This window comes from Lysinibacillus cavernae, from assembly GCF_009724685.1.
Taxonomy (GTDB): Bacteria; Bacillota; Bacilli; order Bacillales_A; family Planococcaceae; genus Lysinibacillus; species Lysinibacillus cavernae.
The window spans coordinates 393,318-413,224 of the sequence record NZ_WMEF01000002.1; the positions used below are offsets into that span (position 1 = coordinate 393,318).

Annotated in this window: 18 protein-coding genes; 12 read left to right on the forward strand and 6 right to left on the reverse strand. The window is 37.8% G+C overall.

Annotated elements, in window-relative coordinates:
• Positions 1-6 precede the first annotated feature (6 nt).
• Both recQ and GJU32_RS06445 read left to right on the forward strand, forming a co-directional pair.
• Complete coding sequence (recQ, locus tag GJU32_RS06440; protein ID WP_155591111.1) at positions 7-1,779, forward strand: DNA helicase RecQ; 1,773 nt, start codon at positions 7-9, stop codon at positions 1,777-1,779.
• A 209-nt stretch (positions 1,780-1,988) separates the two neighbouring features.
• On the forward strand, positions 1,989-2,948 hold the full coding sequence (locus GJU32_RS06445; protein WP_155591112.1) for an MBL fold metallo-hydrolase: 960 nt from the start codon (positions 1,989-1,991) through the stop codon (positions 2,946-2,948).
• 309 nt (positions 2,949-3,257) lie between these two features.
• On the opposite strand, the gene msrA is transcribed toward GJU32_RS06445, so the two are convergent.
• On the reverse strand, positions 3,258-3,779 hold the full coding sequence (gene msrA / locus GJU32_RS06450; RefSeq protein WP_155591113.1) for a peptide-methionine (S)-S-oxide reductase MsrA: 522 nt from the start codon (positions 3,777-3,779) through the stop codon (positions 3,258-3,260).
• Positions 3,780-3,953: 174 nt separating this feature from the next.
• Between msrA and GJU32_RS06455 the strand changes: the two genes are divergently transcribed.
• Positions 3,954-4,904 carry an LCP family protein gene (locus tag GJU32_RS06455; protein ID WP_155591114.1) on the forward strand — a complete coding sequence of 317 codons (951 nt, stop codon included), beginning with the start codon at positions 3,954-3,956 and terminating at the stop codon, positions 4,902-4,904.
• A gap of 65 nt (positions 4,905-4,969) precedes the next feature.
• Positions 4,970-6,169: an AI-2E family transporter gene (locus GJU32_RS06460; protein ID WP_155591115.1), complete on the forward strand. Its 1,200-nt coding sequence runs from the start codon at positions 4,970-4,972 to the stop codon at positions 6,167-6,169.
• A 321-nt stretch (positions 6,170-6,490) separates the two neighbouring features.
• On the opposite strand, the gene GJU32_RS06465 is transcribed toward GJU32_RS06460, so the two are convergent.
• The gene (locus GJU32_RS06465; RefSeq protein ID WP_155591116.1) at positions 6,491-7,666 is read right to left on the reverse strand and encodes an aminotransferase class I/II-fold pyridoxal phosphate-dependent enzyme; all 1,176 of its coding nucleotides are present in this window, start codon (positions 7,664-7,666) and stop codon (positions 6,491-6,493) included.
• Between the two features lie 454 nt (positions 7,667-8,120).
• On the opposite strand from GJU32_RS06465, the gene GJU32_RS06470 reads away from it, so the two are divergent.
• Entirely contained in the window at positions 8,121-8,936 is an 816-nt protein-coding gene (locus GJU32_RS06470) for an ATP-binding protein (RefSeq protein WP_155591117.1), read from the forward strand.
• A gap of 47 nt (positions 8,937-8,983) precedes the next feature.
• Here the strand turns inward: GJU32_RS06470 and GJU32_RS06475 are convergent, their stop codons facing one another.
• Positions 8,984-9,778: an enoyl-CoA hydratase/isomerase family protein gene (locus GJU32_RS06475; protein ID WP_155591118.1), complete on the reverse strand. Its 795-nt coding sequence runs from the start codon at positions 9,776-9,778 to the stop codon at positions 8,984-8,986.
• A gap of 362 nt (positions 9,779-10,140) precedes the next feature.
• Here GJU32_RS06475 and GJU32_RS06480 point away from each other — a divergent pair, with 362 nt between their 5' ends.
• Positions 10,141-11,016: a tyrosine-type recombinase/integrase gene (locus GJU32_RS06480; RefSeq protein ID WP_155591119.1), complete on the forward strand. Its 876-nt coding sequence runs from the start codon at positions 10,141-10,143 to the stop codon at positions 11,014-11,016.
• A gap of 70 nt (positions 11,017-11,086) precedes the next feature.
• Here the strand turns inward: GJU32_RS06480 and GJU32_RS06485 are convergent, their stop codons facing one another.
• The 3 genes from GJU32_RS06485 to GJU32_RS06495 form a co-directional block, all read right to left on the reverse strand.
• A complete protein-coding gene (locus GJU32_RS06485; protein ID WP_155591120.1) occupies positions 11,087-11,941 on the reverse strand; it encodes a transglutaminase family protein in 855 nt (284 codons plus the stop codon).
• A 61-nt stretch (positions 11,942-12,002) separates the two neighbouring features.
• Positions 12,003-12,968, reverse strand: coding sequence for an alpha-E domain-containing protein (locus tag GJU32_RS06490; RefSeq protein ID WP_155591121.1), 966 nt, complete (start codon positions 12,966-12,968; stop codon positions 12,003-12,005).
• Complete coding sequence (locus GJU32_RS06495) at positions 12,922-14,412, reverse strand: circularly permuted type 2 ATP-grasp protein (protein WP_155591122.1); 1,491 nt, start codon at positions 14,410-14,412, stop codon at positions 12,922-12,924. Before GJU32_RS06495 ends, GJU32_RS06490 begins: the two co-directional genes overlap by 47 nt.
• Before the next feature lie 76 nt (positions 14,413-14,488).
• On the opposite strand from GJU32_RS06495, the gene GJU32_RS06500 reads away from it, so the two are divergent.
• The 6 genes from GJU32_RS06500 to GJU32_RS06525 all read left to right on the forward strand — a co-directional run bounded on the left by GJU32_RS06500 (position 14,489) and on the right by GJU32_RS06525 (position 19,778).
• Positions 14,489-14,899 carry a hypothetical protein gene (locus GJU32_RS06500; protein WP_155591123.1) on the forward strand — a complete coding sequence of 137 codons (411 nt, stop codon included), beginning with the start codon at positions 14,489-14,491 and terminating at the stop codon, positions 14,897-14,899.
• Between the two features lie 333 nt (positions 14,900-15,232).
• Complete coding sequence (locus GJU32_RS06505) at positions 15,233-16,195, forward strand: tyrosine recombinase XerC (protein ID WP_155591124.1); 963 nt, start codon at positions 15,233-15,235, stop codon at positions 16,193-16,195.
• Positions 16,196-16,250: 55 nt separating this feature from the next.
• Positions 16,251-16,772 carry a DinB family protein gene (locus tag GJU32_RS06510; RefSeq protein WP_420798370.1) on the forward strand — a complete coding sequence of 174 codons (522 nt, stop codon included), beginning with the start codon at positions 16,251-16,253 and terminating at the stop codon, positions 16,770-16,772.
• A 261-nt stretch (positions 16,773-17,033) separates the two neighbouring features.
• Positions 17,034-17,183, forward strand: a complete 150-nt coding sequence (locus GJU32_RS06515; protein WP_155591126.1) for a transcriptional regulator — start codon at positions 17,034-17,036, stop codon at positions 17,181-17,183.
• 227 nt (positions 17,184-17,410) lie between these two features.
• Positions 17,411-17,581: a transcriptional regulator gene (locus tag GJU32_RS06520; RefSeq protein ID WP_155591127.1), complete on the forward strand. Its 171-nt coding sequence runs from the start codon at positions 17,411-17,413 to the stop codon at positions 17,579-17,581.
• Between the two features lie 481 nt (positions 17,582-18,062).
• A complete protein-coding gene (locus GJU32_RS06525; protein WP_230874961.1) occupies positions 18,063-19,778 on the forward strand; it encodes a putative bifunctional diguanylate cyclase/phosphodiesterase in 1,716 nt (571 codons plus the stop codon).
• Positions 19,779-19,907 lie beyond the last annotated feature (129 nt).

The window sequence follows — 19,907 nt, forward strand, 5'->3', positions numbered from 1 at the left end:
CTTTGCATGGAGCAAGCAAGACAAATGCTACAGCATCATTTTGGCTATGAATCCTTTCGTCAAGGACAAACCCAAATTATTGAACAAACATTACAAGGTCAATCGAGCCTTTGTGTTATGCCAACAGGTGGAGGGAAGTCCATTTGCTATCAAATTCCTGCGTTAATGTTAGAGGGTTTAACCATCGTCATTTCGCCACTTATTTCGTTGATGCAAGATCAAGTGGAGGCTTTACGTGCGGCCAATATTCCTGCGGCTTATATTAATAGCACATTGACAGCGCAGGAAGTGGATGAAACGATGCAACTTGCCAGTGCTGGCTATTTAAAACTACTATATATCGCACCTGAGAGACTGGAAAGTGTGTCCTTTCTTCAAGCATTGTCGTATTTATCAGTGCCATTAATAGCGGTTGATGAGGCACACTGTATCTCGCATTGGGGGCATGATTTTAGACCTAGTTATCGCTCCATTCAGAAGCTATTTACGCTATGGCCACAAAAGCCAACTGTTTTAGCGCTTACTGCAACAGCGACCCCTGCTGTGTGTGATGATATTCGCCACTTATTAACGATTGATGAGCAGGCAACAGTGATGACAGGTTTTTCACGTGAAAACCTCGCACTATCCGTGCTAATTGGGGAAAACAAAGAGCGTTATATAAAAAATTACTTACAGAAAAATAAACAAGAAGTCGGCATTATTTACGCTGCCACACGAAAAGCAGTAGATGCTATTTATGACACGCTAACTCGCTCTGGAGAAGCTGTTGCTAAATACCATGCAGGACTATCAGAGGACTTGCGAATGACTGAGCAGGAGCGCTTTTTAAAAGATGAGGCACGTATTATGGTAGCAACAAACGCTTTTGGTATGGGCATTGATAAAAGCAATGTGCGTTTTGTGCTACATTATCAAATGCCACGTAATATGGAGAGCTATTATCAGGAAGCGGGGCGTGCTGGCCGAGACGGTTTACCAAGTGCTTGTATATTACTGTATGCTTCTGGAGATGTCCAAACACAGCGTTTTTTGATTGAACAAACACTTGATGAAGCACGTATATCCCAGGAATTAGCCAAACTCCAAACAATGGTTGATTATTGCCATACAGAGGGCTGCTTACAAAATGCCATTTTATCGTATTTTGGTGAAGTGCAAGAGGAGCCATGTGGTCGCTGCAGTAATTGCAATGATGGACGCACTGTGACAGACGTAACAGAGGACGCACAAAAGGTATTGGCATGTGTCGTACGCATGGGGCAAAAATTCGGCAAGACGATGGTTGCCCAAGTATTAATTGGCTCCAAAAATCAAAAAATAGCTGAATTTGGTTTTGCTCGTTTATCGACTTATGGCATCTTAAAAGGGAAGTATGCCTCAAAGGATGTTTCAAACTTTATTGAATTTTTAATTGCAGAAGGTTTACTTGCTGTTAAGCATGGTACCTTTCCAACGATATATGTCTCTGCGGACGGCAAGGAAGTACTACTTGGAAATCGGCAGGTCACGCGAAAAGAAGCTGTCACTGTTCGTAAACTTGTTGACAATGATCCATTATTCGAGCATTTACGTGTATTGCGCAAAGAGATTGCAGATGAAGAAAAGGTACCACCTTTTGTAGTATTTTCTGATAAAACGTTGCGTGATCTATGCGATAAAAAACCAGCTGTACTTGAGGATTTACGCCAGGTGAGCGGTATTGGTGAGGTGAAGTTTGATAAGTACGGTAAACGTTTCTTTGACGCGCTGCAATCGTTTTTAGAAGGCTCTGTTTGACGCTGCGGTAGTCTAATCAGTGTAGTTTTATAAAAAAGATTAATTATTTATAACAATGTTTGATTAAAATCATCCCACCTTTATAGATTGTTAAGGTGAGATGATTTTTTGGATATTTATGTTAGTATTACTATGAAGATTGTGAAGAAATGTACTTAAACTATAGAGTCATCTTAGTTGAACAAGAGTAGTATAGGGGGAAAGAAAAATTGACCAGAGCAATAGAAACAGATTTTTTTATATTGAATTGTTTAAGTGAAGGGATTTATGCTGCTATTGCAAAACCTGGTCACGGGGCTTGGAGTAATGCTGGTTTTGTTGATTTAGGAGAAGAATTGTTAGTCTTCGATTCTTTTTCAACTCCATCAGCTGGAATTGAGTTAAGAAGACATGCTGAAAATATTACAGAAAAAAAAGTAAAGTATCTAATTAACAGTCATTATCATGGGGACCACGTTTTTGGTAATCAAGCATTTGAAGACACTACGATTATTTCTACTTCACTTACAAAGAAGTGGTTTATTGAGAAAAATGTGATTGGTGATTTAAAAAGAGAAATAGAAGAGATGGAAAAATATCTAAATAACCTTAAAATCAAGATTGAGAAAAATCAAGAACAAGTAATAAGAGATAGTCTGGTCAATCAGTTTAATGAAATGTCAAAGGTACTAGTTGACTTACCTCGATTGAAATTAGTTTTACCTACAGTTGTTTTTGAAGAAAAGCTCATTATTGAAGGTTCGAAGAGAAAGGTCGAATTGCATTGTTTAGGTGGGGGTCATACACCTAGCGATACGTTCATGTATTTGCCTGAAGAGAAGATTGCATTTATGGGAGATTTAGTTACTGAAAATCTACACTTACCTATTTATAACCCTGACGAATACAGATCAATTCTAAAGCAAGTGAAGGAAATGGATATCATAACTTTAGTTCCTGGTCACGGAAATGTCGGAAATAGAGAACAGTTGAATTCATTAGAACGCTATATTTCTGTTTTAATTAACAGCTCATTACAAGCATTGGAAAACAATCATTCAATTGATTCATTTCTTTTAGAGTTTACTATACCAAAAGAATACACTGAGTGGAGAGGCGTAAATGGTATTAAGGATAACCTTACAAAAATATATAATTTTTATTCATTAGCTAATTCAACTAATGGCTAATTCTATTAGGCTGTTGATTTAAGAACAGGGTTACACTACTAACTTATTCAACTCCCATAAAAGAACATAATAGCCTGTCATTTTCTATGGTATTGCTATTACTTTTAATGGGTGTTTAGTTGGAAAATAGCTACTAAAAACATAATCAAACTTTTTTATAAAAACTGTATCTTAAATTACCAGTAAAGAAAGCCTTTTGATCAATCTTTGTTTAAATACTTTCTTTTCATTTACTATAAAAAATGAATTTTAGAATTACTTTTAATCAAATGAAAAAGGTGTCTCAAACTTTTGAGACACCTCTTTTTGTTATTTATCCCAATGTTTTGTAATAAACTCATCACGACCTGAAACAGCTCGGTCTTGCTGATAGTGTTCAGACTCTTTCTTATAATAATCTTGGTGATAATCCTCCGCTGGGTAGAAGCGTTCGGCAGCGCGAATTTTGGTTACAATAGGTTTATCGAAGCGACCACTGTGTGTGAGCTTTTCTTTAGAAGCTTCTGCGATTTGCTTTTGTTCATCCGTATAGGTAAAGATGGCTGTAGAATAGGATTCTCCACGGTCATGGAACTGACCATAAGCATCTGTTGGATCAATTTGCATCCAATAAATATCAAGGAGCTGCTCGTAACTAAAAATAGCAGAATCGAATTCTATTTCGACTACTTCTAAATGACCTGAAGTCCCTTTCTTAACATCTTCATATGTTGGGTTTTCTAAATGGCCACCCATATAGCCAGAAGTAACCTTATGTATGCCGTCCCACTCGACGAATGGCTTGACCATGCACCAAAAACATCCGCCAGCAAATGTAGCTTTTTCGATCATTTGAATCATCCTTTCTTTTGTGAAAATATTATAGCATTGTTTTGCTCCAAACTGAGCAATTAGGTGTAAAATAACGATTAGATAGAAGAAGATGGAATTTAACATTAGCTAAATGAAACTTTCCAGCTAATCAATCGTTACATTAACTATATCAAAATAGAGGAGTTAGTTGTTATGGAAGAGCAAGATTATACGAGACGCTCACAACGTCCACAAAAACGTAGATTACGTAAAGGGAGAGCAATTTTCACACTATTATTACTGTGCATCATAGTGATAGTAGGTTACTCTGTTATGCAATATCGTAGCGGGCTTAAGCTGGCAAATGATACGAAAGTTGCACAGGAGGATTTTTCTGGCGATACGATCAAAGGGGAAATTGAGAACTATTTAATTTTAGGGGTCGATACACGTGGCGAGGAAAAATCTCGTACAGATACGATGATGGTATTATCTTGGAATAAAGCAAACAATGATATTAAACTTGTGTCCTTTATGCGTGATATTTACGCAGAAATTCCAGGCTATCAATCCTATAAACTCAATACAGCCTACTACTTAGACGGGGTACAGCTGTTAAAGGATACATTGACAAATATGTTTGGCTTACCGATTCATCATTATGCACTGATTGATTTTAAAAACTTTGAATCACTAGTGGATATTTTAGCGCCAAATGGTGTGGAGATGGATGTTGAAAAGGATATGTCTGAAAATATTGGAGTAGAGTTAAAGCAAGGTGTCCATCGTTTAAATGGACAGGAATTACTAGGCTATGCACGTTTCCGTCACGATGCTGAAGGAGATTTTGGTCGTGTTGCGCGTCAGCAAAAAGTCATTGAAGCTTTAAAATCGGAGCTATTAACGCCTACGAATATGTTACATTTACCGAAATTCGTCGGAGCAGCACAGGGCTATATTACAACAGATTATTCATCTACTGAGGAAATGCAACAAGTGCTTAAATTGCTGTCAAAAGGCAAGGTCAACATTGAAAAAGCAACGATACCAATTGAAGGTAGCTATCAATTCCAAAACTTTAGCCATGCGGGCGATTCCATTGTCATTGATGTGGAGCAAAATAAAGCCTTTTTAAGTGATTTTTTAGGCATTTCGCTGGAGTGATATTTAGCCAAAACCAGCATTATCCTGTAATATAAAGGTAAAGCAAGTTGGATTGGGGTGGATATATGGAAAAAGAGAGACCAAAAGAACGTTCAAACCTGCTAGCAACCAAGTTTATTCGTTTTTTAGGTGGGAGAAACCTATTATTTATGCTGGTGATTTTATTACTAGTTGCATGTGTTATTTTTATGTTTAATGAAGTTTCCTTTATCTTTACCCCGCTTCAAGTATTATTTGAAGTAGTGATTTTACCAGGAGTACTAGCCGTTATAGGCTACTATTTATTACGTCCATTGTTGGCAATCTTGGTAAAATGGCGGATCCCAAGAATTTGGGGGATTTTAATACTCTACATCGCGGTCATTGGTGTTATTACACTACTCGTTGTGCTGGTCTATCCATTTTTACGTGACCAGTTTACAAACTTAGTCCAGGAATTCCCTGAGTATTTCATGAAGTTTACGCAAAATATCGTTGCATTTTTGAATCATTCACGCTTTAACGATTATTTAGATAAAATTAATTTTGAATATAATGAAGTGGTTGAAAACTTCACTACAGATATGGTGAAAACTGTGAGGGATACGGCTGCAAATGTAGCGCAGGGTGTGGCCACAGGTATTACGGGCTTCCTATCAACTTTAACAGGTATTGTGCTATCCCTTGTAACAGTACCATTCATTTTATTTTATTTACTAAAAGAGGGCGAAAAATTACCGAAATTTATGCTGAAAGTGTGCCCACCACGTATGCGTAAAGAAGTAACTGAAATTTTCCATGACATGGACAAGCAAATTAGTTCATACATACAGGGGCAAATTTTAGTATCCATGTGTATTGGAGCAATGGTGACGATTGGCTTTTTAATCATCGGCATGAAATATGCTTTACTGCTTGGCTTCCTAGCGATGATTACAAGTGTGGTTCCTTATTTAGGGCCAGTCATTGCGATTACACCTGCTGTTGTTATTGCGCTCGTGACATCGCCACTTATGTTGGTTAAATTAGCCATTGTATGGACGATTGTTCAATTAATCGAAGGAAAGTTTATCTCTCCACAAATTATGGGGAAATCACTCAGTATCCACCCGATTACCATTATTTTTGTGTTATTAACGGCAGGCTCGTTATTCGGTGTTCCTGGTGTTATTTTAGGGATTCCAGGCTATGCAATCTTTAAAGTACTTGTAACCCATTTATTCAAGCTCTTTAAACAACGTTATAACCGATATGAAGATGACGCCCATCAAAAATACGATGTGTGATCAGACACAGCTACTGCCTCTTTGCAGTAGCTGTTTTTTGATGAAAGAAATGACGTGATGCTAGCCAATAAATAAATTCATGAAAGGATGGGAAAAGGGAATGCAAAACATAAGGTTTCCAAAAGTCATTGCTGGAATGAATGATTATCAATTTAAATTGATTAAATCCAGGGATGGTATAATAAAATATCTTTGATGAACCTAAATAACTAGGTCAAATTGGTGCTTAAGCGGAAATGATGTACTTCCTTAAATCTAATAGTAAAACCCTTCCAACATACAAAGTTAGAAGGGTTTTATATTAATAAATTTTCTAAAAGACTAGCTTTGTGCCATTAATTGTACTTGTGCTAAGCGATCAACTGCTTCTTGAAGAAGTTCCCTTGGCTGTACTAATGCTAAACGTAAATAACCTTGTCCAGCACTACCAAATACTGTCCCAGGAACTGTGACAACGCCAGCTTGTTCGATCAATTGAAAGGCTAGTTCTGTACAGTCAATATCGTACGGATATTTTGCCCAGACAAACATGCCTCCATCTGATGGTGCTGCGTCCCAGCCTAATGCTTGTAAACCATTCATGAGTGTTTTATGACGTTCTGAGAAAGTGGCACGTAAACTTGCTGTAATTTCTTCAGCGTTATCAAGTGCTACCACAGCTGCATCTTGAATTGGCTCAAAAATACCGAAGTCTAAATTTGATTTTAATTGCTTGATAACGGCGATCATTTCTGCATTTCCAGCGATATAAGCAATACGTGTTCCAGCAAGGCTGAAGCTTTTCGATAGGGAGTTAATTTCCATACCCACTTCCTTTGCACCTGGTGCAGCTAGGAAGCTAATTGGTCCATCCCCTGTAAAGTAAAACTCTGAATAGGCCGCATCATGGAGGACGATAATGTTATATTTTTTAGCAAAGGCAATGACCTTTTCAAAATAAGCTAATGATGGCATTGCAGGCACAGGATTCCCTGGCAAGTTTAAAATTAATAATTTTGCTTTCTGAGCAATGTCTTCTGGTACAGCATCTAAATCAGGCAAATAATTGTTATCTGCTGTTTGAGGCATATAATAAGGGGTTGCGCCTGCTAAATGTATTCCTGCGTCATAGGCAACGTAAGCTGGGTTTGTAGATAATACGATGTCCCCTGGATCACAAAAGGCGATTGGTAAGTGGACTAAGCCTTCTTGTGAGCCAATTGTTTGAATGATTTCCGAAGCAGGATCTAAGTGCACGTTGCTACGACGCATATAGTAGCGACTGACAGCCTCATAAAAACGCTGTGTGCCTGTTAGTGTATAGCCATAAGATTCCGCTAAACCTGCTCGATAAGATAGGTGTTCACGTATTTTGGCATGTGGAGGAAGATCCGGGCTTCCTAGACTTAAATCAATCATAGTCTTGCCCTTTGCTTGTTGCTCTCTAGCAAAGTTTTTCAAATCTCCGAAAATTGCTGGTGTAAATAATGACATTTTTTTAGATGGTACGATTTTCAAAACTAGTACACTCCTTATTATTGAATACAGTGAAACGTCAATCCCTAGAGGGAGTCATATCCCACTACGGATGGTTTGTTTTCACTAATTGGGCCTTTACGGGCCGCAGTTCTCCCAAATAAACTTGTTGAAATGGGGTTAAATATTGGTATGTCTGTTCCTGTTGGATAACAGAATAGTAGTTCACATTTTATCATACTAAAGCCCATAAAGGGGCAGATATTCTGAAAAAAGAAAATATTTATATAATGTAGAGGATGCGTGCATAGACTAGCGAAAATTGAATCGCTGATGTTGGGATAAGCTACTATAAATTCCTTAGAAAAGGAAGTTGTATTATACTAAGTATAAAGACTTTCTATAGGGGAGCCCTATGGGAACTGATCAAGAGGGGATTGTCTGAATCAGGACGATTGCACAACTAGACATGATTTAGTAAGGGGGTAGAGGAGCGTTGAAAGTATATTCATTAAGTGGACCAAGCGGCACAGGCAAAAGTACAAGTGCGCTTGCCTTTGCTCATAAGTTAGGGGTTGAGGCGATTATTGATGATGGCCTACTCATTGTCAATGGTGTAAGAGTCGCAGGTGTTTCTGCCAAATTTGAAAAAAATACAATTACGGCTGTACGGCGTGCTATTTTTACAGAAAAAGAGCACCGTGAGGCAGTAAAAAAAGCGTTAGCTAGCCATAAAGTGCAGTCTATTTTGCTCATTGGGACTTCAACTAAAATGACGAAGAGTATTGCCAAGCAGCTAGAACTTGATGCTATTGAACATTTTTACGAAGTGGAAGATGTCCGTTCCTTTAAGGAAATTCAAAAAGCCCGTTTTGTTCGTCAAACACAAGGCAAACACGTGATGCCTATTCCATACCGACAAGTGGAGCAAAATTTCTTTAAGCGCTTAGTGCAAAGGGGCATGGAGATTTTTTCATCGAAACGTGAAAAGATAGGGGAAACGACGATTGTTCGTCCTGATTTTCAACGGGAGTATATCGAGATTGGAAAGCATGTTTATGTACAGCTACTAACGTATTGCTGTAGTAAGCAGGACATTGTACAAAAGGTAGAACAAGCCCAATTTGTGTTAGGGGATCAGGTCCAAGCTATTTTGACAATACAGGTGAAGCTGCCCATAGATTATCCATTAGCAACTCGCTTGTATACCTTACAACAAGCGGTTCAGGATGAATTTTATCACCATTTTGGCTATGAATTAGATGCTATTCATGTTCATGTAAAGGCTGCTATGCAAAAGAAAAAATCGTAATAAACAGGTACTCCTAATCGCACCTTGACGAGAAGAGTACCTGTTTTTTATTTGGGCTGTCGCTTGAACTGTGGCTGGCGTTTTTCAACAAAGGCACGGCATCCTTCTGCAAAATCACTACCCACAAACGGAGTGGAGCCTTGCCATAACGTCGGAACACTATCTAGACATTCCTGTACGGATTGTTTCACGGCAAGTAAGGATTCTGGTGACATGCCTGCAACGAGCTTACCCATGCGAATCATGTACTTATTTAAATCCTTTTCTGCTACTAAGTAGTTGAGCATCCCTAACTTGAAGGCTTCCTCGGCTTTAAACATTCGTCCTGTGAAGACTAAATCTTTCGTTGTGGCAGGGCCAACGAGCTGTACTAAACGCTGAGCGAATTTGTTATTTAATGTGATGCCTAATTTACCTACAGGAATGCCGAGCTTGGCTTTGTCGGAACCAATGCGGATATCACAGGCTAAAGCCAATTCTAAGCCAGCGCCCATCGCCGGTCCGTTAATGACGCCAATTGTAGGAATCGGCAATCGCTCAATTGTGGAAATGGTTTTTTCCATATGTAGAAATGCTTCCTCCGCTTTGTCTAGAGAGATGGCATTAAATTCTTTAATATCGGAGCCAGCTGTGAAGCTTTCGCCAGAGCCTCGTAAAATAAGGACCTTATTTTTTGGATTGTCCAATACTTGAAGGGCAATTTTTGCTAGTTGATCCCACATGTTTGCGGTTAACGCATTTTTTGCTTGTGGTCGGTGAATCGTAATAATCGCTAGACCAGCTGTTTCTTGATAAATGATTTTTGCATCTTCTGCTTCCAGTCGAGTCGTCTTTACTTGCATATCGGAAAAGCCTCCCCATGTTAATGTATAGCTTTATTATATAACACAATCAAGAATAAACACGGAATTATACGAATTTTCATATAAAATTGCGTTGTTATACAAAAAAGAAGGGAATAGACAGCATTTGTACTACGAAAGAGGAGCGGATTTTACTATTGTAAGAAAGTAAAACATGTGAGAAACTACTATAGGAACATATGTTTCTACATCGCTTTAGGAGCGGTCGAATGATGAAGCGGGTTTATGTAACATAAATACAGATTATCCGACACTATAAAGCGATAAAATAAAGAGAACATACGCACCCCATCTATAGTAAAATATAGATATCATACGCATAGCAAACAAGGAGGGGCAATATGGTCACACTTAAGGAAGCTTGGAATAGTTACGTATTACTCTTGCAATCATTGAAAAAAAGTGCTGCCACGAAAAAGCAGTACAACATGGATGGACTGCAATTTTTAACGTTCGCCCATGAACAAAACTACTTGTATGTGAATCATCAATTAAAGGATTTATTAACAATCTATTGTGACCATTTAAAGGAAACCTACAATAATATCAATACATTTAATCATAAAATAGCAACATTGCGAGGCTTTGTAGACTTTATTTTTTTACGTGAATGGGTGGAGCCTTTTGATTATCAGAATATTTTACAACCGAAAAAAAGGCAAAAAGAGACCCTAGAAGTACTGACAAACAAGCAAATCATGCAAATTGCCAACGTTTGGTCAACCTATTTTCAATATGCCAAAACACAGGAGCATGCATGGCTGGCAAGGCGTAATGGTTGTATTGTTCAAGTTTTAATGGAAACAGGTTGTAAGCCTGCGGAACTTGTGCGCATGAAATGGGCTCACTTTAATAGAGAAAACGCAACACTTTTTATTGCGAATCAGAATGGGCGTCGAGAAATAAAGTATTCAGCCATACTAATGGACATGCTAGCACTTTATAGGAACGAGACAGAAGCATTACATGAGCGAGAGATGGGGGAATGGGTTTGGGTAAGTGAGGCGAGTCAGACAAAGCCGATTACAACGAAGACAGTGGAACGCATTTTCCAAACGATGTCTCAAGATATAGGGAAGAATATACGAGCAACCGATCTGCGGTACACCGTTATGCAAAGAGCGTTTCAGCAGGAAAAAACGCTGGAACATATTCAACAAGAAATGGGCTATGTGCGGAAATGGGTGCTTAAAGAAAGACAGCAGCGCTTAGAATAAATAAACGTGCAGCAATCGCTCTTTCTAGCCATTACTGCACGCCTTGTCAAATCCATTTTGACGTTTCACTTTATAAATGACTTAATGCTTTGACACTAACTTTTACTGTTAAATCATGTTTCCCTCCTGAATAAACACCTTCAACAGGGCTAATATCACTATAATCACGACCGATGCACAAAATAATATGATTTTCTAATACTTCCACATTATTTGTTGGATCAAGGCCAATCCAGCCAATACCGGGTATCATTACTTCTACCCATGCATGTGTCGCAATATCACCGATGAGGGCCGAATTTTCGTCGACATATAAATAACCACTAACATAACGAGCTGGAATTCCTTTTGCACGCAATACGGCAAGCATGACATGGGTGAAATCCTGACAAACACCTCGTTTTAAAGCAAACGCCTCACTTGCAGTTGTTGTTACATCTGTTGCTGTCGGGTCATATTCAAAGCTAGCATATAAATATTGCATTAAATTAAGCGAAAAGAGCACAGGATTTTCAGCATGACCGATTGCATGATAGACTTCCTCTAACTGTTGATCTGTCATAAATGTAAAATGGGTTACTTTTAAATAAGGTAAATAATGCTCATAAAATAGCTGCGAGTGAAAAATTGTCTGCATTTCGGGCGAATATTGAATACGATGAATAAATGGCGCACGCTGAATACTAACAATAGAAGATGTATGAATTTCTAGTACCTGATGTTGCTCTGGTATATAAAATGAACCAACTGTATTTCCCCAAATATCTGTATGCTCACGGGTAAGGGAGGACGGCGTAATGGCAATTCGATAGGATAATAATCGCTGACGCTCATCACTACGTGGCTTTAAACGAATGGTATTCAAGCTTTGATCGACTTCAGACTCATATTCAAAAATATTTGTATGTTGAATTTCAAATTTCATCGTGTCCGCTTCCTTCTGCTTACTGACTTGCCTGTTGAAAGGGAGCTGTGATGGATTCCTTTCAAGGTTGTATGCTGGGTTCATATAAATGATAGATTACCGAAAAGGTATCGCTAAATGCAATACATTGGCGCAATCTCTCCTCCAAAACGGTAATTGTTTCTACTACTGTCATTTGCCAAAAATCAAGATGATCGATTGCTAAGACGAGACTACTTATATTCGAATGAAGCGTTAAAAATCTTGAAGAGAAAGAATCATGCTCAATCGCAGTTATGGTTTCATCTATTTTCTTTACACAAAACATAACTGAACATGGGAAATGCTCATCCTGTACTAAATACTGAATGACTGTCAGTAAATTCGTTTGGCGATGCTTCCGTAAGAAAGATTCTTTTGCTGCAGTAAGCTCCAATAAAAAGGTTCCATCAGCCTCTAACAGTGATATGTCTGACAGTTTCAGTTGTTCAAGTATAATTAACGTCATCCGCATTGTTTTTTCTGCTCGTTCAAGCCATTTCCCAACCTGCAGGAAATAAAAGGGAAGATCTCGATCCATTGTGCCTTCAATCAACCCAGTCTCCATCCACAAAGTCTTGCGCACTTCCTGTAAAAAAGCCTGAATCTCAAACAGTGGGATGGGCCGTTCTCTTGTCAGTATGTCCTGTTGCTGCGTTAAATAAAAGGCATTTTGTATTTCCCATAGCTCAGTAGGCATACTATCACGCGTAATCCGTGCATTTTCTCGAATCGCACGTAATGTGGTATGGAGGGCATTACAGTTTTTCTCGGAAAACAGAAGATAATCTATTAATGGGTTAACACGTATGGCTGTGTAATTAGCTAAATACTCCTCCTTAGAGGCGCAAATATTTAAGACAGCTTCCCAATGATCAATATAATCATGTTCTTGCCCAGATTGCTCCAACATATTCAACAGCTGTACCTGTAATATATGTGCATTTGTTTGTGTGCGTTCACTATACCGTGCCATCCAGTACAACGCGTCGGCTACTCGACTCAGCATGCTGCAACTCCTCCTTTACTATCCACGTGTCCTTAGCTCCGCCGCCTTGAGATGAATTCACGACAAGTGATCCTTCTTGTAGTGCCACTCTGGATAAACCTCCAGGTAATACATAACAATCCTCACCCTTCATCACATAAACACGTAAGTCGACATGGCAAGGATAGAATCGTCCATTTTGGAATGCAGGCGCTCTAGACAATTTAATTGTTGGTTGTGCAATGTATTGAAATGGGTGTTTCATTATTTTTTGCTTAAACAAAGCAATTTCTTCCTCACTAGCATGTGGACCAATCAGCATATCATAGCCACCAGAGGCACTCACATTTTTAATCACTAACTCCTGTATATGCTCTAGGACCCATGCACGTTGATTAGCATCCTCAAGATGATAGGTTTTCACATTAGGTAAAACAGGCTCTTCCTGTAAATAATAACGAATCATGTCAGGTACATAAGCATACATCGCCTTATCATCTGCAACACCGTTCCCAATGGCATTTAAAATAGCTACATTACCCGCTTGAAAAGCTGCCATCAAATGTGAAACACCTAATAAAGAATCCTCTCGAAATACAGTAGGATCTAAAAAATCATCATCAATACGACGATAAATAATATCGATTTGCTGTAGACCATAGATGGTTTTCATATAGACTTTCATATCCTGTACAACCAAATCACGACCTTCTACTAGCTGTATGTTTAAATGCTGAGCTAAAAACACGTGATCATAATAGGCTGAATTGTACATACCTGCTGTCAGTAGCACAGCTTTAGGCTCTCGCTCCGCTTGCATGGAGGGTGGACGATGCGCAAGAAGTGCTTTTTTCATATAAGCCATGTGCTTATCAAGAGTCCGTATTGTATGCTTGGAGAAAAATTCAGGATACACTTCCTTCATCACATCACGATTTTCGAACACATAGGAGATACCAGAAGGATTGCGTAAATTATCTTCTAGCACATGATAATCACCTTTTTCATCACGAATTAAATCAATACCCGCTAAAAAGATATGATTTGCAATAGGTACTTGGAGACCCCTCATCTTTCGCGTGAAATAGGGATTATTTTCTACAAGATGTCTAGGAATAATGCCGTCCCGAATAATCCTTTGCTGACCATAGATATCCTGTAAAAATAAGTTCAGGGCTTCCACCCGCTGTTTAACGCCTACCTCAATCACGTCCCACTGTGATTGAGGAATAATAATCGGTACACAATCAAAGGGCATGGTGCGCTCGGTTCCATCTTGAGCACCATACACTGTAAAGGTAATACCTTGTCTGAGAAAGCTTGCTTGTGCTTGTCGGTATTTTTCTTCAAGTTGCTCCTGAGAGAAAAAGGATAGCTTATGATGAAAAGAACGATAATGAGGCTTTGGCTGGTTGCCATCAAACATTTCATCAAAAAACAGACTAGAATCATATAAATTCATCATATGGATCGCCTCCGAATTTAAGTAGTAGTGAAAACATGATACACTGTGAATAAATACATAAAAGGAGCTAACTACTATGACAATCATTAATTTAATGCAAGCGTATGAATTAGATAAACTATCAAAATTAAATTTATCAGACGAGGAGATCTTACTTGCTTTACGTACGGGGGATGTATCAGTTTGGCAAGAACGAGTACCAAACTATGAATTTAGTGAGACAATGGCTCTTTATCAGGAAGGGGAACAAGATTTCTTAGATGCATTGCATGGCCATTATCGAATCAAGTATGTAACATTGCCAGGCATCCAACGTTTATTGCAGCTACGCTTTCAACTAGAAGAAGGGAAGGATTACCAACTATTAGAAACAGGTATCCAGCATTTAACGTGTGATGAGGAAACAGTCACAAGACTTCAGCAAATGTTATCGACAAACTGGTCACTAACAAAACAAGAAGATGGAGCCTACTCGGTATTTGTATAATAATAGATTTATCCAAATAATACCATGCGTGTTGTGAGACGAATCGACATGGATAGTTACCCATCTTCTGTTTTTTCGATTCGTCTCACAAAGCAAATAAAGGCTACTAGATTTTAATATTCATTTGGCGTGAACTTTATGCCTAAAATCCAGCAATTGTCACAAAACATTTAAAAGAAGATCCTCTTTAGAAAAAAGGGGATTTTTTTTATTGAGCAAAAAAAGAACGTTTGTTCCGTTTGATGAAAAAGCGCATTTTTTTCAATAAAGTTCCCAAATTTATATTTGGGAACGTTTTTTCATGGTAAAATAGAGCAAATAGAGGTGATTTTGATGCAAAAAACGAAACAACCGAAATTCATGAAAGATTTTCTTGTATATTTAACCACGATAAAAGGAAAGTCACAGCGCACAAGAAAAGAATACGAATATGATTTGACCTTATTTTTCCGTTTCCACAAGGCTGTCCAGGAGGATCTGGCTATAGAGAATTTAGCAACCATTGATATTGCCACTATTACAATAGAAGAAATTCGTGATATCACGTTAGAGGATCTTTATTTATTTATGGAATACTGTGAGGTAAAGCGAGGAAATTCTGCTGCTGCGAGAGCGCGTAAAGTAGCGACGTTAAAATCCTTTTTTAAATATTTAAAAGGCAAACGCCGATTCATAGAGGAAAATCCAGCAGATGAATTAGAAACACCGAAGATAGGTAGAAAAAGACCCATCTATATGAATCTTCAAGAAGCCACACAATTTATGGATGGCATCCAGTCTAATCAGGCATCACCAAGAAATTACTGCATGATGATGTTTTTCTTAAATTTAGGAATCCGTGTAACAGAGCTATGCCAGCTCAACAAGTCATCTATTCAAGGGCGTTATTTAACGGTTGTTGGGAAGGGCAATAAGGAACGTACTGTCTATTTAAATGATAGCTGTATGCAGGCACTCACAGATTATGAAAACAGTGGCAAGACACTTTATAAAGGGGACGGAGAGGAGCCACTTTTTGTATCGCAAAAGGGAACGCGCTTTACACGCCAAACTGTTGCTAAAATCGTTAAACGCATTAATCAGCAATCTGGACTTCAAAAAGAACGACTCACACCACATAAACTGCGCCATACATCTGCAACCATGATGTATAAAGCTGGGGCTGATATCCGTAGTTTACAACATATTTTAGGGCATTCCAGTGTCGCGACAACGCAAATCTATACGCATATTGAAGATGAGCAGCTTCAACATGTTCTTGAAAATAATCCATTTAATATTGTTCGTGAAAGATGATTTTAATCATTCTGTGGCGAATATATAGAGGAATACCAATTGAAAGGGGTAGTGTATGATGTTGATAGCAAAAGATCATCTCGATGCAACAAGAGCGCAACTACTTCAGGAAATTCACACTTTAGACGATGCGGCATTTAATGATAAGCCAAGTGCACATAGCTGGAGTGTAGCACAAATCTGTCATCACCTAGTTTTAGTAGAGGGAGCAACAAGCAAAGCTATTGCATGGGGATTAAAAGCACAAGAACAGTCAGTGCCAGTTCGAAAAAATGTCCAACTAATTTTAGATCGGACAAGAAAATTACAAGCACCTAAAATAGTGGAACCGACTGAAGAGCCATTTAAAGTGCATGCTATGCTGGATTTATTAGCCTCCACACGAACAAAATTCATTGCTTTTTTACAAACAATTGAAGAACCCGAGCTATTAGCTAAGCACGCAGTGAAACATCCTGCGTTGGGAGATTTACCACTGGATCAATGGATTGAACAAGTCTATTTGCATGAACAGCGTCATATCGAGCAGATCCGGGAAATAGTTAGGACATTTTGTAGCGAAGGAAAAGACGATTGATCAAAGAGATTGTATCGTAAATACCGAGTTAATTTTTTTAAAAAACCATACGTATTTTTCATTAGTGGTCCACTGTCATGATCTTTGATAGTGGACTCAATTATTTACGTCGAGGAAATGTTAATAGGAAATGATATAACTAGCTATGGTTCAGTCGAATTTTTCTGTCATAACCTCTTGACGTGCTACATAATCTGTTATATATTAAATAAAAATAATAACAACTGTTATAAAACAGTTTCCTTAGAGGAGGAATTTTAGATGTCAAAGTATCGTGATGGTTATGAATTTTATTGTGAAATGTGTGAACGCTATGGGTTAGAAGCAATCTCTTTCCGTTACTATGTATTACAGTTATCACAGCAACAACTTTCTGCTTATAACATGCAAGCAAAACAATTAGGAATTTAAAAGGATGTGGCCATGACGGAAGCCGACGTGAATATTTTATGAAAAGCCCAGCCATACTAAATAAAATGGACTGGGCTTTCGTGATTTATAAAAGAAATTTCAGATAATTCATTGACATTATTAACAGTCTGTTATATTTTTTTTTAAAAAATAAATCTGTTATATAACAAAATACAAACAAATCAAACTAACATGTATTGTAGCGATAGCGAAAGGAAGTTTTGAGGATGGCAGATTATCGAGAAGGTTATGAATTTTACCGACAAGTATGTGAAGAGCATGGGTTAGAGCCAATTAATTTTCACTATTATATTTTAAATTTATCCCAAGAGCAGCTAGATGCATACAACCAGCATGCTAAAACATCGGGAGGTTCAATAGAATATGAGGTCTCTTAGCTTGTAAAAATGCCTTACTGCCTATGTGGGACAGTAAGGCATTTTTGATAAAACGTTCATTATACGCTGGCACAATCGCTTTGTTTCTGATAATAAAATGTGCATGTACATTAATTGATGGGATTTACAGATGATCTACATAAATTTTACATTTCATCAATCCTCTTATTACGTATTCATGATATCTTGTATTTAAAAGATAAATTGACTAAAGAAAACACTTAAAATAGTGCAAAGGTACTTAAAAATCCTATATTTAGACAATTTTCGGGTTCTTATAACCACTAATTTTTGTCTATTTTATTAGAAACTATCAAATGAAGCTTTGAATGTTTTATATATTTGGGTTGAATTAACTGCTTTTCTAAGACTATAATATAATTACATAAAAAAGGGCGATATACCACAACTTTATACCTCGCTACAAGATAAAGCAAAAGTACCAAACCCTTCATATTTTAATGAATGGAGAATGCAAATGATGAATATCACGCCTAGTATTGTTAACCAAATGAACTACAGTCTAAAAGAATTACAAGATATCTTTTCCGCCATGAATAGCTCCATCATTGTAGCGATAACAGATCGCACCGGAAAAATTACTTTTGTTAATGATCATTTTTGTAAAATTTCTAAGTATCAGCGTGAAGAATTAATAGGTCAAGATCACCGTTTACTTAACTCAGGTTATCATCCTAAATCTTTCTTTAGAGAAATGTGGAAAACAATCGGTAAGGGTGATATGTGGAATGGCGAGGTGTGCAATCGTGCGAAAGATGGCAGTTTGTATTGGGTGAAGACAACGATTTTCCCATTTCTTGATGAACAGGGAAAGCCTTATCAATATATCGCCATACGTGTCGATATTACAGCACAAAAGGACATAAAAAAAATTACCCATATTGCCTATCACGATGAATTAACAGGGCTGCCAAATCGTCGTAAATTAGAACAACGTTTAGAAAATGAATTCCATCAATCTCGACGTACAGGAGAGAAGTTTGCGTTATTTTTCATTGATGTGAATCGTTTCAAACACATTAACGACGGGCTTGGTCATATTATCGGCGATATGTTTTTAGTGGAAATGTCGAATCGCCTGCGAAATATTGATTTTACATCTAATTCTTTCTATCGTCATAATAGTGATGAATTTGTCATGATTTTAAATGATGTTAGTCGCATTGATGAAATGGCAAAGGAAATTATTAACATATTCAATGAGAGTTTCATCGTAGATACCTATGAATTTTATGCAAGTATCAGTGTAGGCATTAGTATATTCCCGGATCATGCAAACTCAGTAGAAGAATTATTGAAAAATGCTGATATTGCTATGTACGCAGCAAAATCTACTCGAGGCAACCAATATCGCTTATATCGTGACAATATGGATGAAGCCAACGATAAGTGGCTTTTATTAGAAACGAAATTACATCAAGCGTTAAAACAAGATCGATTAGAATTACATTACCAGCCTAAAATTGATTTAAAAACAGATACTGTAATTGGTATGGAGGCATTGCTCCGCTGGTATGACCCTGAATTAGGTCATATTCCACCAGATCGTTTTATTCCATTTGCTGAAGAATGTGGGCTTATTAATGATATCGGTGTCTGGGTATTACGTAAGGCGTGCGCGCAAGCTCGTCTTTGGAACGAATCACATGAATTATCATTACGTGTAGCCGTTAATATTTCTCCTATTCATATTAGCACAACAGGGTTTGTAGAAATGGTTCGTCATGTAATTGCAGAAACTGGCATTGACCCACATTTACTAGAAATTGAAATTACGGAAATGAGTATGCTAGATTATACGGAAGACTTAATTGAGACAATCAATCAATTGCGAGCACTTGGTATTACCATTTCATTAGATGATTTTGGGACAGGCTATTCATCATTAAATTACTTAAAGAAATTCCCAGTAGATGTACTTAAAATTGATCGTGCTTTTGTCCGTGATATTGTGCCTGAAAAATCAGGTATCGCCATGATTTCAGCTATGATTTCCTTAGCTCACGCCCTCAATCTACAAGTAGTCGCTGAAGGTGTTGAGGAGGAAGCTGAATTGAACGTTCTACGAGAGCATGGCTGTGAGTTTGTACAGGGCTATTATTTCAGTAAGCCTTTGTCTGTAGGAGATTTTACGAATCTAATCGTCAATTCTGTCACAAATAAAACCAGTTATTAATTGCTATTCCTGAACGATTTTGCTAAAGTGGGATAAAGTAAATCTGTCAATATGAGACAATTTGTTGATGTGGCCAAGTAAGTGAGAATTGTGAAACAGAAAATATAGCAACTGCTGAGAGCTATATCA